The sequence below is a fragment of the Aquidulcibacter paucihalophilus genome (assembly GCF_002105465.1).
In the GTDB taxonomy this organism is placed as follows: domain Bacteria; phylum Pseudomonadota; class Alphaproteobacteria; order Caulobacterales; family Aquidulcibacteraceae; genus Aquidulcibacter; species Aquidulcibacter paucihalophilus.
The window spans coordinates 12,408-26,810 of record NZ_NCSQ01000104.1 but is presented as its reverse complement, the minus strand read 5'-3'; the positions used below and the strand labels follow the sequence as shown (position 1 = coordinate 26,810).

Below are 14,403 nucleotides of genomic sequence, written 5' to 3'. Positions count from 1 at the left end.
CTTATTGCTTTTCTTTGTTGGCTTGCAAAGCCCAGCGAACGCCCATTAAGGCCAAAATGACGAGGAGGACCGCGGTGAAGACGGGCGAGCCATAGGAATCCGGGCCAGTTCCAGCCAAAAAGCTTCCATCCTTCTGAAAGGTCATCGCATCGCCAATCCAGCTGGTTTCCAGCCAGGTCCAACCCGCATGGCCTCCGACAGCCGCCAAAATACCGCCACGACTAAGGGCAAGAAACCCCAAGGCTGCGCCAAAAAGGGCGGAATTGGCGATGTGCCACATCGATTGATAGCCTTGGAGCGTTTGCAAGACACAAAAGGCGAGCGCGGCCCCACCAATCCCTAGCCAAGGGCCAAATGCTGCGGTTCCAGCCCGCTGGGCAATGCCACGAATGATAACTTCTTCTGACAGTGCGTGGATCAGAATGAAGGGTACGGGAATTATCAGGGCAGCAACCGAAAAATCGCGTGCCTCAAAGCGGCCGGCTTGGAGCAACATAAGGCCCAACAAGGCGAAACCGGGTAAGGCACATCCGACCACCCATCCCCAGCCCAATCCCATAGCGGGCGAACCCCAGAGTGGCGGGGATTTTGATGTTTGGCTAAGGCCCTGCCAGATCAGAAAGCCAAGGAGGGCCAACCCCAAATTGATTGGCTCGCGAAAAAAATCAGGGGCGCCCGCTTCGCTCAATGAAAACGACAGAAGATGCGAAAGCTCTCCCGCCCCATAAGCAAGCGTCACGGTGGCAAAGATTGCCAAACCGACGGCCATTGCCCGCCTTGACCGGGTTTGGTGTTGACTGGGTGAAGGGTCGGTCATGCCAACTCTCTAGGATGTGCCTTAGCCTCGAGGCAAGAAGATGCTGTACCGCGAGCGCAGGTCACCAAGGGTTCCAATAGTTGCTTGCTTAACCAAGCGACAACTGGGACGGCTACACCATCGCCCGCAATTTTTAATCCAGCCAAGCTTGCTTTAGGCAAGACATAGGTGTCTGCCACGCCCATCAGGCGCATCGCTTCGCGTGGATTGATTGGCCGTATCTTAAGGTTCCCATGCTCGACCACCAGCCAGAATTGGCGGGAAGAGCCGCCTGCGGGTGTGCGCAAGCAGCCAACTTTTCCATCAAACCGGATTTCGGCGCGTTGCTGTTTTGCCCCATTCTCAAGGCGAATGCGACGATACATCGTGCCAATATGTCGGCCTGGGGTGGTTAAGAGTGCCTCGAGGCGCGCGCGATGGCTTTCGCTCAATTGGTTTTGAAATTTAGCCAACTTAGTGGCATTCCACCAACTTCTATCTGTGGGGTCCAGAACATCGCCTAGGTCTCGTGACGCGCCCGGCGGTGGTGGCAAATACCAGTCAATGGCGGGGGTGTTCAGGGCCGCATGCGCTTTCTGAACGGCCGGGGTTAGGAAGACACAGGGCCGATCCCGATGGGACAAAAGCGCGGTTGGGATCTCAAGGCTCTGCCGGACGGCAATGATGAAGATACGCGGTCGCGATTGGGGCACGAACCCAGCAGCGTCCATTTCCAGGCAACCCGCGCTATAGCCGAGTTCATTCAAAGCAAGGAAAATCGCCGCTAAATCTTGCCCCCCGCGTGAGCTCAAGAGGCCTTTGACATTTTCGAGGACAACAACTTCCGGCGGGTCGCCACGATCACACAAGGCGGCTAGTCCCGCTAGAAAGGCAAAGAGGGTGCTGGACCGGCCTCCCTTCAATCCCGCCCGATCTCCGGCCAGTGACAGGTCCTGACAAGGAAAACTAGCCCAAGCTAATGCCGGGTTAGGGGGTAAGTCTTCGATTTGAACAGCAGCGATGTCGCCTTCCACCAATCCCGTAGCGCCGAAGTTATCGCGCCAAGCCCGGCACTTCATTGCGTCTATATCATTCGCCCAAGCCACGTCGAATTGGGCACTTAGGCCGAGCCGTGCGAGGCCACCGCCGGCAAAGAATTCAAGTGCAATGGGCTTGGCGTGAAGGGACAAAATGGCTCTTTCCATGAAGACTTTGGTTGATCTCAGCATGATTTGATCGTGATTTCTGCTTCCTGCCCCAGCGTCACTGCGAAATTAGGGCTTTCCATCCCTGAGACAGGCGTTAAGAGACCTAAGAAAGCCGGATGAACCGGCGTCATAGGAAGTAAAGGGAGCCGCCACCATGCGTGAAGCCGTAATCGTATCCACCGCCCGTACGGGCCTTGCCAAGTCTTTACGTGGCGGGTTCAACATGACCCATGGTGCTGCCATGACCGGTCACGCCATTAAGCACGCGATTGCACGCGCAGGCATTGAGCCTGGCTTGGTGGAAGATGTCTATATTGGGGCAGGCCAACCCGAAGGCGCGACCGGTGCCAACGTCGCCCGCAACGCCGCAATCTGGGCAGGTTGCCCTGTGACGACTTCGGGCACCACGGTAAACCGCTTCTGCTCGTCAGGTCTGCAGACCATTGCGATGGCGGCCAATTACATCACCCAAAGCGGCGCAGATTGCGCCATCGGCGGCGGCGTAGAGTCGATTTCGTTGGTTCAAATGGGTGGCTCGATGAATTTGTCGCATTATCAGGAAGAGCACTTACTCAATATCAAGCCAGCCTTGTGGATGCCGATGATTGAGACCGCCGACATCGTGGCAGAGCGTTACAATGTGAGCCGCGAATATCAGGACGAATATGCGCTTCGCAGCCAGCAGCGCATCGCGGCAGCCCAAGCAGCAGGCCTGTTCAAGGACGAAATCGTTCCCATGACCACCAAGATGAAAGTCGTGGACAAAGCAACTGGCGAGACCACGATCAAGGAAGTCACGGTCGACCGGGATGAGTGCAACCGCGCCGACACGACTTTAGAAGGCCTTGCCTCTTTGAAGCCTGTTCGCGGGCCAGATAAATACATCACCGCTGGCAATGCTTCGCAATTGTCGGACGGGGCTGCAGCGGTTGTCCTTATGGAAGCAAAAGCGGCTCAAGCGCGCGGCGTGGAAGCCCTTGGCCGCTTTGCGGGCTTTGCGGTTGCTGGCTGTGAGCCAGATGAAATGGGCATTGGTCCTGTTTTCGCTGTGCCACGCTTGCTGGAACGTCACGGCCTGAAAATCGACGACATTGATCTGTGGGAACTGAACGAAGCCTTCGCCAGCCAGTGCCTCTATTCGCGTGATCGTCTGGGCATCGACCCAGAAAAATACAATGTGAACGGCGGCTCCATCGCCATTGGTCACCCATTCGGCATGACGGGCACGCGCTGCGCCGGCCACATTTTGTTGGAAGGCCGTCGCCGCAAGGCCGCGGGCCAGAATGTGAAATGGGGCGTTGTCACCATGTGTATCGGTGGCGGCATGGGTGCGGCTGGCCTGTTCGAAATCTACTAAGCGTAGCCCCGTTGGGGCGGGCGATGTCGGGCGGCGGCATGGTTTGGACCATGCCGCCGTTTTCATGTCTATTTAAACATAGGCCGCTACACCTGCGCGGATGAAAAGGTATTTTCGTAGATGGATCGGCGCACATTTGTTCTTTCAACGGTCGGCACCCTAACCCTGGCGGGCTGCCGACAGGATCCGGCAAGCGCCCTTCATGGGCAGCATGTGGCATCCGTCCCCGCCAGCTTAGTAGATGGAACTGGGATCAATCTCGCCAGTCTGGGTCGTCCGTCCGTCCTTCGGTTCTGGGGCCTTTGGTGTGGGCCGTGCCGAATGGATGAACCGCATTGGGATGAAGCGGTTCGGGCTTTGAGACCTCTGCAGGGACAACAGCCCCGTTTCGAGCTTATGAGCGTTCATACTGGATTGCCACCTCGCGATGGTCCCAGCCTCGCCGAGTGGTCGGCCAAACGTCCGACGGATGTGGCGATCCCGATTGTTGATGACCGCACCCAGCGCTTAACCCAATCCATTGGTGTTCCAGGTACACCACTCACCCTCTTGGTCGACGCAACCGGCCAAATCATGGATCACGCATGGGCCTTCAAATCTGCGCGCGGCGCTGCAAGATTTGTAGGCAAAGTGCGCAAACTTGTCGGAAGCGCCTAGATATGAGCCTTGGCAAAGAGGCTCGGATCGACCAAATGAGGGGCATGACCCAGATGACACGCAGAGACACCCTAACAGGCCTTGCCGCTGGCACCCTTGCCACCACAGTCGCGCTGGAGGCTGAAGCCCAAACGGCACCAGCTACCCCCAGTGATCGTCGGCCACGTAGCTATGATCTGATCGGCCAAGCCGCCCCCGCGACCGACCTAGCCCGCTTTGGCGGTGGCCGTCTGACCCAAGCAGATTTTTTGGGTAAGACCACCATTGTTCAATTCTGGGGGATCTGGTGCCCAGATTGCTTAGCCGATGTGGATGATGTGGCAGAGCTTAATCGCCTCATTGCCCGGGACCGTAACCTCCAATTCATTGGCATTCATACACGCGGGCGATATGGCCGGTGGGGCGGTTTAGCGCCTTTCTTTGCCGAAAAGGGCTATCGCTTCCCCGTGGCGATTGATGACGACAGTGCGGCCTACAAGGCGTGGGCCATTAAGTGGGTGCCGAGTTTTGTGATTGTTGGTAAAGACGGGATCATTCGCGACTTTACTACGGATTTGAAAGCTGGCTCTGGGATCGGTGTTCAAGGCCTGCTTGCCAAAGCTAAAGCCGTGTCAAAAATCAAAGGACGTTCTTAACTACGATTGCTAACGCAAACGTGAAGCCTTAACTCTATAATCCGGACGTATGTCCGAGAGTTTGTACAGGCCTAGCCCTTGTTCTGCCCAAATTGCGCCCGACATAGCGGGTCAACCGTCACGCGGGCTGCCTATTGGATTGAAGAACGTGCGAGCTGCGCTGCCGCCCAAGACCTCTGAACTTCTCAAGGAATTGCATGATGCGTTTCCGGGCGAAGAACAAATCGCAGTGCGCGATGTTTTGGCCCGTCTGGATGGGCGCGCATTTGGCTTGCTTCTCTTGATTTTGGCTTTGCCAAATTGCATCCCCAATGTACCTGGTATTTCAACGGTTTTTGGAATCCTGCTCGTCGCACCAGCCCTCCAAATGATTTTTGGTGCCGGTACCCCTTGGATTCCTAAGCGGATTGGCGACTTAAAGATTGAACCGGCAACCTTCCGCAAATGCATCGACGTTTCGATGCCGACCCTGTTGAAGATTGAGAAACTTGTACAGCCACGCTTCCAGTTTTTAACTCAAAAGCCCGTCACCATTTGGTTTGGTATTCAGACGCTGATTTTGGCGGGAATCCTGACCTTGCCGATTCCGTTCGGCAACTGGCCGCCGGGCATGAGTATCGCGGCCCTTGCCATTGCCATGTTGCAACGCGATGGCTTGATGGCGCTTATTTCGTTTGGCTTCTTCTTGCTGAGCTTAGCGGTAGCCCCTTTGGGCATTGGTATGGCGATTGCGGGTTTAGATTGGTTGGTTGGCGTTGTGTCCAATACGATTCATGGGATTCATTTCTGAGGCTTGGTAAGCACGGCCAACACGATCCCGACGCCAATAACGGCTAATCCAAACAATGCACCGATTTTAACATAATTCAAAGAAGACCACAGCATCAGTGCACTGCTGGCCGCAAACGCCAGTGGTAGGACGGGATAGAGCGGCACCTTAAAAGGCCGTGGTTGGTTCGGCATTTTCTGCCGCAGCACAATGACGGCCAACCCACTGGCTGTCAGGAACGCCCAATAGACAGGGGCGGTATAATCCACCAAGGTCGAAAACCCTTCATACAGAGCGCCTAAAACCACCAGTCCAACCGAGACAATTCCTTGGGCGATGATGGCATTGGAGGGAATCCCGCGCTTTCCATCCCACGAGCCGATCCAGCCAAGGCCGGTGCGGTCGCGCGCGGCGGCATAAGTCGTGCGCGCACCCACGATGACGGTTCCGTTGATCGAGGTAATAGCGGCCGCAGCGACAGCGATGGCAAGAACGATCCCTGCTTGTGGACCGAAGGCGCGCGCCATCAAGTCTGCTGCTGGGGCCTTGGATTGCGCCAAACCCTCAATTCCTAGGCCGCGCAACAAGGCCCAATTGGCCATCAGGTATAATAGGGTGATGATGACGACGGATCCAAGCAGTGCGTGCACCATGCCGCGTTCACGATTTTTGATCTCGGCTGATAGAGTCGACATCTCACTCCAACCGCCAAATGCCAGCAGTACAAAGACAAGAGCATAGCCGAGACCCGCTGGATGCGGTGTGTGGCCTGCTCCGCTCGTCGCAGGCGGGATGGCTTGGATAACCAACCAAGCCGCAGCCGTTGCCAGTGCAAGAAGCCCGATCACTTCAAGGCTGGTTATCGCATAATCTGCACCCTTGCCCCCATTTGTGCCGCGTAAGTTGAAGAGGGTCATGATCACTACACTGGCCAGCGCAAACAGGGCGGGGCCATGTGGGCCTAAATTCCATACCAGATTGAGATAGTCGCCGATCACAAACCCTAACAAGGCGATCGAGCCCGTATTGATGATGGAGAAGCGGGCCCATGCAAAGGAAAATCCGAAACTCGGCCCATAGGCTTTGGTCAGGAAGTGATAATCGCCACCGGGGCTCGGATAGGCGGTGGAAAGTTCGCCATAGCATAGGGCACCCATAAGCGAGATCAGGCCGCCAATCACCCACACGCCATAGACTGCCCACACATTGCCGGCATTCTCGGCTACCAATGCAGGGGACTTAAAGATCCCCGCACCGACCACCATGCCGACCGCGATGAAAATCACGTAAGCGACCGACAAATGGCGCGTGGGTGCGGCCTGATCCGTCATTGGGCTGCCCCCAGAAGGGTCGGATCAGCCCTCATTTGCCGTGTGAGGCGCGGCCAAAGCCGGTATGATAGGCACCCAGATAGCCCCCGACGCTTTGTGTCATTAACACGCCGACCTCTCCGGTTTGCGGATTGGCCCAGAATTGCGTCCCTGCTGCCCCGCCCCACAGCATCGTCCCGACCGGTGCGCGGGTCATATAGAGGTTGGAGTCCAGCACGACGCCAAAGCCCAGACCATAGCTAAAGCCTTGCTTGGTCAGAACAGTGCTCGCCTTGGCGTCCAATTGGTCGCGGCCCATTTCCGCAATCGAGGCCTCTGATAACAGGCGCACACCATCGACTTGGCCTTTGCCCGCAACCATGCGGGCAAAGCGCACATAATCTTCCAGCGTGCTGACCAGACCAGCACCACCGAGTTCAAGAAGTGGTGGGCTCAGAAACGGGCTTTTGGCCGGGGGATCGGCTGGCCGCAGCGCATCATGCTTGGGCACTTCTTTCAGGTCCACAAGATGGCTGGTCATGGTTGGTGGCTTGCTCGACACCGAGGCGTAATAGGCATTGGCCAAATTGGCCTCATCACCGGGCTGAACCTGGAAGCCCGTATGGGTCATGCCCAGAGGTGTGAAGATGCGGTTCTTGAAGAAAGTGCCCAAGCTTTGGCCCGAGGCAACTTCCACAATGCGGCCCAGCACATCAATGGCAACCCCATAAGTCCAGGCTTCGCCGGGTTGGTTGGTCAAGGGCGTTGCAGCCACCCGGTCCGCCCATTCTTGTAGATTGGCCGCGCGCGGGCCGGTATAGCCGGGGACAAGCTCGGCGGGTGCCCGTTCGATCCCATTAAGCGCATAGAGTTTCTCAACCGGGGTTTTGTTCCCCCACCAGGCAATCCCAGCCGATTGACGCATCAGGTCGCGGACGGTGAGGGGGCGATTGACCGGAACCGTCTTCAACGTCTCCAAGCTGTCACCACTTTCATAGACCTTCGCACCGGCAAAAGAGGGAATATAGGTTGATACCGGGGCATCCAAATTCACCTTGCCTTCCTCAACCAGCATCATGATGGCCACGGCGGTGATTGGCTTGGTCATGGAATAGATGCGGAAGACCGTATCCTTGGTGATGGGCTTACCAGTTTCAATATCGGCCAGACCAACAAAGGTGGTTTCCATACGGCCTTGGGAATCCACCAAGGCGGCGGAGAAACCTGAGGCGACTTGTTTGTCCACGCCATCCTGCAGCACAGTGCGGATGGCCGCGATCCGCTCTGGCAAAACAGAGGGTGTGGGGCTGGTGGCAGTTGCCTTGGCTGTCTCTTTGGCAGCAATCAAGCCAGGAGACATCAAGGCCGTTGAGACGATCAGTGCCGCGAAAATATGCTTTATTTTGACCATGAACCAACAACTCCCAAAATCGTGTCTGTTTTGCCTGATGGCAGGCCTTGTTTTGTTTTGCCAATCATCGGTTTAATCTGACCCAAAGGTCAAGGGCAAGCGGATCACTTGCGGGGATATTCAGCATACGATTCAAGGTCAGGAAAAGTGCCCTTTTTGCGTAGGAAGTTTCACATGAATCGTCGCAAGGTTCTACAATCTGTCACGGCAGGTGCCGCATCTCTCTTACTTCCTGGCTGCGCGGGAAGTGTGGCATTACGCCAACGCTATCCCAGTCGTCCGCGTGTTCGGCTTGGCATTGATCAATTGGTGGCATCAGATTTTGCGGTTCTGGCAAATAAGCGGGTGGGCTTTATCACCAACCAAACCAGTGTCGACCAATCTGGGACGATGTCACGTGTTGTTCTGCAGCGTGGTTTAGGCAACCGGCTCACGGCCTTGTTTGGGCCCGAGCATGGACTGGATACGCGCGCGAAGGCCGGAGACCATGTCGCCAATGCCGTGGACCCGATTACGGGCCTAAAGGCCTATTCCCTCTATGGCGAACATCGCAAGCCGACCTCTGCGATGTTAGAGAATGTCGATGTGATGGTGTTTGACATTCAAGACATCGGCATCCGCAGCTACACGTATATTTCAACCATGATCTTGGCGATGGAGGCTTGTGGCGAAGCGGGGAAAGCTTTTGTTGTGCTCGACCGACCCAATCCATTGGGTGGCTTACGGATGCAGGGTCCGCCCCTATTGCCAGGCTTTGAATCCTTTGTGAGCCAAGTGCCTGTGCCGTATCTCCATGGTTTAACGATTGGCGAATTGGCAAGAATGGCCATCGCCAAAGGCTGGGTCGCCAAAGCCCCAGAATTGACCGTCGTCCAAATGGCGGGCTGGGCGCGGCGGATGAATTGGGCGGACACTGGCCTGAACTGGGTTGCCACCAGCCCCAACATCCCAAACTGGGAGTCGCCCTTCTATTGCGCCGCTACCGGCATTTTGGGAGAGCTGAAGCAAGTCGACATTGGTATAGGCACGGCCAAACCGTTTCACTATGCCGCAGGTCCCGGCATTGACGGCGTGGCCTTAGCCAAGCGTTTGAGCGAGCAAGGATTCCGCGACATTGCGTTCAAGCCCTACCAAAGCCAAGTAAAGCCGGGTTTTGGCGGTGTTGAGCTCATCATTAATCCAAAAGGACAGACCGATCTGATGGCTGTCGCCATGGCCCTGTGCGCAGAGGTCGTGGCCCGTTCGGGCAAAGCGCCTCTGAGCGGCAGCAATCCTGCGACCCGTAGCTTGTTTAATAAAGTCTATGGCAGTGAGGCGCTGTGGACCGCGTTGGAGACGGGTGGCCCATGGCAGGCGCTGGTAGCCGATTGGCAAGGGCCCCTAAAGCAATTCGCAGCCGATCGGACGGCGCATCTGCTTTATCGATGAGGTCCTCTGCTAGCGCGAAAGTCCTGATGGGTCCCAAGAGGACCCATCAGGCCAGTAGGTGGGAAAGTTAGGCGGCCTTGCCAGACTTGGCTTCGCCTTCAATCAGCGGGGCATCATTGGCGCTTGCACTGGCCGAGCCAACATTGATGGCGATTTTTCGCGGTTTCAGTGCCTCAGGCACTTCACGCACCAAGAGCAAGCTCAACATGCCATGCTCTAGATTGGCCCCGGTCACACGGACATGGTCGGCCAATTGGAACCGGCGTTCAAAACCACGTTCAGCGATACCGCGATGCAAGAAGTTGCGCCCTTCTTCGGTCGCAGCCTTTTTGCCGGTTACGGTCAAAAGGCCCTCTTTCAACTCAATCGACAAATCCTCTGGGCCAAAGCCTGCAACCGCCAATTCAATGCGATAGGCGTCTTCGCCCGTCTGCTCGATATTGTAAGGGGGCCAGCCAGTTGCCGTGTCCAAACGGGCACCGGTTTCGATTAAATGCGCCATGCGGTCAAAGCCAACAATGGTGCGGTAGAGGGGGGTTAGATCAATCGTACGCATTTTGTCCTCCTAGAAGCGACAGGTTCAACACGCGGAAAAAGGGCCGCGCACCCGGTAAATTTCCACTGTCTCACGTAATCCTCCTTTGCCCTGAAAGGCGCATCCGGAGGGCCACGTCTGAAAGCCCAGTGGCGATTTATGCGACCCGTTTTTCGGCGCCGCACCCAGTAGTTGGGAACGCCTTTTTCGCTGTGCAAGAGGTGGCTGTCCAATTTCTGACAGGATTTTCATGTCCTTGAGGCTTGAGCCTGAAACAGAAACTGGGATAGGTTAAACATCGAGAGTTTCGCTTTGGCTCACTTCAAAGCTTGCTGCCGGTAGTCAAAGGGAGAAAGAGGCGCATGACATTTCGCGCTTGGGCACTCGCCGGAACCGCCAGCTTGATGGCTCTCAGCGGCGTTGTTTCGGTTCACGCGCAAGTTGCCGATCCGCAGATGTCCGAAAGCCAGCCAACGGCAGCCCCCACTTCTGTTTTTATGCCACCCATACCTGCTGTTCCGCCGTTGGATGAGCGCGCGCGTGAAGCGTTAAGTCGGGCGGTCAAGGGGGAGCAACGTATTGATGCCCAACGCGATCGTTGGCGTAATCCAGAGGCAACCCTACAGTTTTTTGGTGTCCGTCCCAGCGATACAGTTGTCGAGATTTGGCCAGGGCAGGGCTGGTACACCTCCATTCTGGGCCCCTATTTAAAGCAGGGCGACGGGAGGCTGATTGTCGGTCACTTTGATGCGGCGTCCTCCAACTCACAAGTGGTCCGCCAAATCGTAGACGCTTATCGCGCCCGCTTTGCGACAGATACTGCCGTTTATGGCAATGTGAATGTGGTGGCGTTTGGTCCACGTTCGATGCCGATGGCACCGCCCAATAGCGTCGACAAGGTCTTGACCTTCCGCAATATCCACAATTGGATGGCGCAGGGCTGGGCAGAAAAAGCCTTTGCAGACTTTTATACCGTCCTGAAGCCCGGCGGCATTTTGGGCATTGAAGAACATCGCGGTCGCACCGATGAGCCGCAAGATCCCTTGGCGCGCGATGGTTATGTGCGCGAGGATTATGTGATCCAAATGGCGCGCGAAGCTGGATTTGAGTTTATTGGCGGGGCAGAGATCAATGCCAATCCAGCGGATACCAAGGATCATCCCTTTGGCGTATGGACCTTGCCGCCTGTTTCGCGAACGTCCCCCATTGGCCAGATGGACGATCCGGGTTTCGACCGAAGCCGGTATGACGAGATTGGCGAGAGTGATCGGATGACGCTGCGCTTCCGTAAGCCGTTGGATGCAACAGGGGTGGGCTTGGCTTCGTCGCGGCCGACGGCGGATCAAATTCCCGTCACCATTATTCCTGGGCCGCCGCCGCCGCCGCCAGCGCCGCGTCGGGGCCGTCGCGGCGCACCGCCCCCGCCTCCGCCAGCCCCCGTGCCCACCCCCGCACCCGGAGTGGCAGCTACAGAGTCACGACCCGCTGTTGTGGGTGCTGCGCCCGTTGTGGACGCAAAAGAAGGCGGTACGACGGCGTCGGCCTCTGGACTGCGTCCCGCAACCGGTGAGCCGCAAGCCAAAGCGCCTCCGGCTCCGCCACCACCTGCACCTGCAGCGACAGGTCGTCGCGGGGGTGCCACCAAAGCCCGCGCCCCAGCCACCGCTACTGCGCCTGCGGCCGCGCCTGTGGCGGGTGAGCCAGCGAGGCCAGTTGCTGATGCGACGTCGCAACCCTCACCTGCGCCCGACCCCAAACCAAAAGCAGAGCCTCCCGCCGCCGGAACGGCGACAACACCCCTTCGTCCCCGTCAACGCGGAACAAGTGCTGCGGCTCCAAAGGCTGGGGAGCCCGCAGAAGCTGCGTCAAAGACCAAAGCACCCGCGGCTTCTGGACGCGCGGGTTTGCGCGAGACTGAGCCTGCCGCAGCCGCTGGTGCAGCCACCAAGTCACGGTCTCGTCCCGCTAGTGCCTCTGCCGCTGGCGAGGAGCCAAAGACCAAGTCTGGAGCAGCGGCGTCACGTAGCCGGACGCCAGAGGAGCCCGCCGCTCCATCGCGCCGTAACGGGCGTCGGCCCGCCGCTGAAACCGACGCCCCGGCCAGCAAGTCGAAGTCTAAAGCCAAGGCTCCTGAGACGGAGACCGCCCGTCCAGCTTCAAGCCGTAATCGAAATCGCCAAGAGCCCAAAGCAGAGCCTAAGAAAAAGGCGGAAAGCAAAAATGCCACTTCCAGCAGTAAGGCAAAGGCGAGCCCCAAGGCAGCACCAAAGGCCAGTTCTAGCAAGAAATCGCCACCCCCAGCCAAGGCCAATCCAAACAAGCCTGACTGGGTTGTGCCGCCGAAGAAGAAAAAGGAATAGGCGCTGCCTCTCACAAGGATGTGAATCCTTTCATGCGGCCTCGACATTTCGCGCTGCTTAGGCGACATGGCTGCCTTACGATAAGCCCGACTCATGATGGGGCGCAGGTCCCTGCGTCTGTAGTCGGTCGAAGGAGATAGATTATGCGTAATGCACGAAATTCCTTGCTTGCGGTCGGCGCGATCGTCCTTGGCGCTCTCGGTGCCACAACCGGTTTCGTCGGTCCTGCAACGGCCAAATCCAAGGCTGAAGCCCCAGCTAAAGGTCTAACGCCTCAAGCGGTCGTGGATGGGGCGTGGCGCTCGCCAGAGGATCGGGCCCGCGACAGCGTTCGTCATCCCGTCGCCTCTTTCGAGTTCTGGGGCATCAAACCAAACATGACCGTGGCCGAAATTCGTCCAGGCGCTGGTTATTGGACCGATCTGTTGGCGCCCTATTTGGCCGCAGGCGGCGGTAAACTTATCGTCACCTCTGGCGACCCAGACAAAATGACAGACGCTCAAAAAGCCAACCGCGATCGCTTCTTGAAGCGCTATCAAGACAATCCCGCGCTCTATGGCACTCTAGAAGTGGGTGTATTTGCTGCTAATTCCGATAAGCCATTGGCGGCACCTGGAACCGTCGATCTGATCATCAGTTCACGGAACTTCCATGGCTTTGTCCTCCAAAACATCAAGGATTACGCTCTCAAGTCGATGTATGATGCTTTGAAGCCAGGTGGTTTGGTGGCAATCGAGCAACATCGCGGTGACGCCCGTCGTCCCCAAAACGCCGCAACGGGATATATACGTCAGGATTGGGTGATTGCGCAGATGCGTCAGGCTGGCTTTGAGTTTGTTGCCGCCTCTGAGCTGAATGCAAACCCAAAGGATACGAAGGATCATCCCTTCGGCGTATGGACCTTGCCACCCACCTTGCAGACTGCACCGAGCGGCCAGCCTGCCAATCCGAATTTCGATAATTCGAAGTATAAGGCCATAGGTGAAAGCGATCGGATGACGCTCTTGTTCCGCAAACCAGCGAGATAGGCAACAAGTCGTTGCGGAGAAGGGCCCCAGTCTTAGGATGGGGCCCTTTTTCTTTTCGTGCGACTTTTTTGTGCCAATCTGCAAGAAGATGGGGCCTTACCGAAATTTAAGGTGACAGAATCCTTGAGGCTGCGCAGGCTCGTGTGATGATGACGCCACGTGCCACAGCCCTTCTCGCTACAGCGCTCGCCGCACTTTGCTCCGTTCCCACCGCACACGCCCAAACAGCGTCGAATGGCGGCGTACGCCAGATTCCGGTCAAAAAGCTCTTCCCCTATTACGACCTTTACCTCAGTCTGCCAGCTCAAGATCGTGATGGCTTCTCGCTGGAGTATTTGCTTAAGTCAGAAGGGACCAATGTTCACCCGCGTCTGGTCTATGCCTTGGGGTCTGTTCGCACCCCAATACAGCTCGATTCTAGGGGCAAGATCCTGACGATGCCAGACATGACCATGCTGCGTCAGGGCAAGGTGGAAGTGCCCATTGCATCCCCGCCGGGTGGAATTGTTCTGAATTTGGAACCCGTTGTTCCGCTAGCGCGCACGATTCCGGCTAGTGCGGTCGCAAACCCCGTAGTCGATTATTCGAAAGCCATTGGACGGGCAGGGCCATTATCGCTCGCAATCCCAAAACTAACTGGCATTGCCTTTAAGGGTGTTTCTTCGGGACAGGCTGTCTTTGCTGACGGCCGAAAGATCGCTTTGCCTGTGGAAAGCGGTACCCCGGTATTTCGTCCCAATCAAACCGCCATGCGCGGCGCGATCAGCCTAGAGTTTCCCTCGGTTCCAAGTCAGGCCGAATTTGCCCGCTGATCGGCGTGGCGAAGCAATCTAAATTGAACTACGGCAGAATTTGCAAAAAATAGGTATTTTTCAGGTATTGGTAACATCGATTTAACTATCTTGGGCC

13 protein-coding genes are annotated in these 14,403 nt (G+C 57.0%); 8 read left to right on the top strand and 5 right to left on the bottom strand.

The window, feature by feature from the left end:
* Position 1 precedes the first annotated feature (1 nt).
* Both B7364_RS08095 and B7364_RS08090 read right to left on the bottom strand, forming a co-directional pair.
* Complete coding sequence (locus B7364_RS08095; protein ID WP_085339503.1) at positions 2 to 817, bottom strand: CPBP family intramembrane glutamic endopeptidase; 816 nt, start codon at positions 815 to 817, stop codon at positions 2 to 4.
* Positions 814 to 2,025: a DNA cytosine methyltransferase gene (locus B7364_RS08090; RefSeq protein WP_232780845.1), complete on the bottom strand. Its 1,212-nt coding sequence runs from the start codon at positions 2,023 to 2,025 to the stop codon at positions 814 to 816. The genes B7364_RS08095 and B7364_RS08090 overlap by 4 nt, the downstream gene beginning before the upstream one ends.
* Before the next feature lie 133 nt (positions 2,026 to 2,158).
* Between B7364_RS08090 and B7364_RS08085 the strand changes: the two genes are divergently transcribed.
* The 4 genes from B7364_RS08085 (at position 2,159) to B7364_RS08070 (ending at position 5,443) form a co-directional block, all read left to right on the top strand.
* Entirely contained in the window at positions 2,159 to 3,361 is a 1,203-nt protein-coding gene (locus tag B7364_RS08085) for an acetyl-CoA C-acyltransferase (protein WP_085339502.1), read from the top strand.
* A gap of 120 nt (positions 3,362 to 3,481) precedes the next feature.
* Positions 3,482 to 4,018 (top strand): TlpA family protein disulfide reductase, encoded by a 537-nt coding sequence (locus B7364_RS17880; protein WP_157893586.1) that lies wholly within the window; start codon positions 3,482 to 3,484, stop codon positions 4,016 to 4,018.
* Positions 4,019 to 4,071: 53 nt separating this feature from the next.
* Positions 4,072 to 4,653, top strand: coding sequence for a TlpA family protein disulfide reductase (locus B7364_RS08075; RefSeq protein WP_157893585.1), 582 nt, complete (start codon positions 4,072 to 4,074; stop codon positions 4,651 to 4,653).
* A gap of 148 nt (positions 4,654 to 4,801) precedes the next feature.
* The gene (locus B7364_RS08070; RefSeq protein WP_157893584.1) at positions 4,802 to 5,443 is read left to right on the top strand and encodes an exopolysaccharide biosynthesis protein; all 642 of its coding nucleotides are present in this window, start codon (positions 4,802 to 4,804) and stop codon (positions 5,441 to 5,443) included.
* Here the strand turns inward: B7364_RS08070 and B7364_RS08065 are convergent.
* Both B7364_RS08065 and B7364_RS08060 read right to left on the bottom strand, forming a co-directional pair.
* Positions 5,434 to 6,753 carry an APC family permease gene (locus B7364_RS08065; RefSeq protein ID WP_085339498.1) on the bottom strand — a complete coding sequence of 440 codons (1,320 nt, stop codon included), beginning with the start codon at positions 6,751 to 6,753 and terminating at the stop codon, positions 5,434 to 5,436. The genes B7364_RS08070 and B7364_RS08065 overlap by 10 nt on opposite strands.
* A gap of 31 nt (positions 6,754 to 6,784) precedes the next feature.
* Positions 6,785 to 8,143: a serine hydrolase domain-containing protein gene (locus B7364_RS08060; RefSeq protein ID WP_085339497.1), complete on the bottom strand. Its 1,359-nt coding sequence runs from the start codon at positions 8,141 to 8,143 to the stop codon at positions 6,785 to 6,787.
* Between the two features lie 174 nt (positions 8,144 to 8,317).
* Here B7364_RS08060 and B7364_RS08055 point away from each other — a divergent pair, with 174 nt between their 5' ends.
* A complete protein-coding gene (locus B7364_RS08055; RefSeq protein WP_085339496.1) occupies positions 8,318 to 9,571 on the top strand; it encodes an exo-beta-N-acetylmuramidase NamZ family protein in 1,254 nt (417 codons plus the stop codon).
* 67 nt (positions 9,572 to 9,638) lie between these two features.
* Here B7364_RS08055 and B7364_RS08050 read toward each other — a convergent pair whose 3' ends face one another.
* Entirely contained in the window at positions 9,639 to 10,127 is a 489-nt protein-coding gene (locus B7364_RS08050) for an Hsp20 family protein (RefSeq protein WP_085339495.1), read from the bottom strand.
* A 341-nt stretch (positions 10,128 to 10,468) separates the two neighbouring features.
* Here B7364_RS08050 and B7364_RS17705 point away from each other — a divergent pair, with 341 nt between their 5' ends.
* The 3 genes from B7364_RS17705 to B7364_RS08035 all read left to right on the top strand — a co-directional run bounded on the left by B7364_RS17705 (position 10,469) and on the right by B7364_RS08035 (position 14,306).
* On the top strand, positions 10,469 to 12,466 hold the full coding sequence (locus B7364_RS17705) for a class I SAM-dependent methyltransferase (protein WP_106407586.1): 1,998 nt from the start codon (positions 10,469 to 10,471) through the stop codon (positions 12,464 to 12,466).
* A 143-nt stretch (positions 12,467 to 12,609) separates the two neighbouring features.
* Positions 12,610 to 13,494, top strand: a complete 885-nt coding sequence (locus tag B7364_RS08040) for a class I SAM-dependent methyltransferase (RefSeq protein WP_085339494.1) — start codon at positions 12,610 to 12,612, stop codon at positions 13,492 to 13,494.
* A 146-nt stretch (positions 13,495 to 13,640) separates the two neighbouring features.
* Positions 13,641 to 14,306, top strand: coding sequence for a hypothetical protein (locus B7364_RS08035; protein ID WP_085339493.1), 666 nt, complete (start codon positions 13,641 to 13,643; stop codon positions 14,304 to 14,306).
* The last annotated feature ends 97 nt before the right edge of the window (positions 14,307 to 14,403 follow it).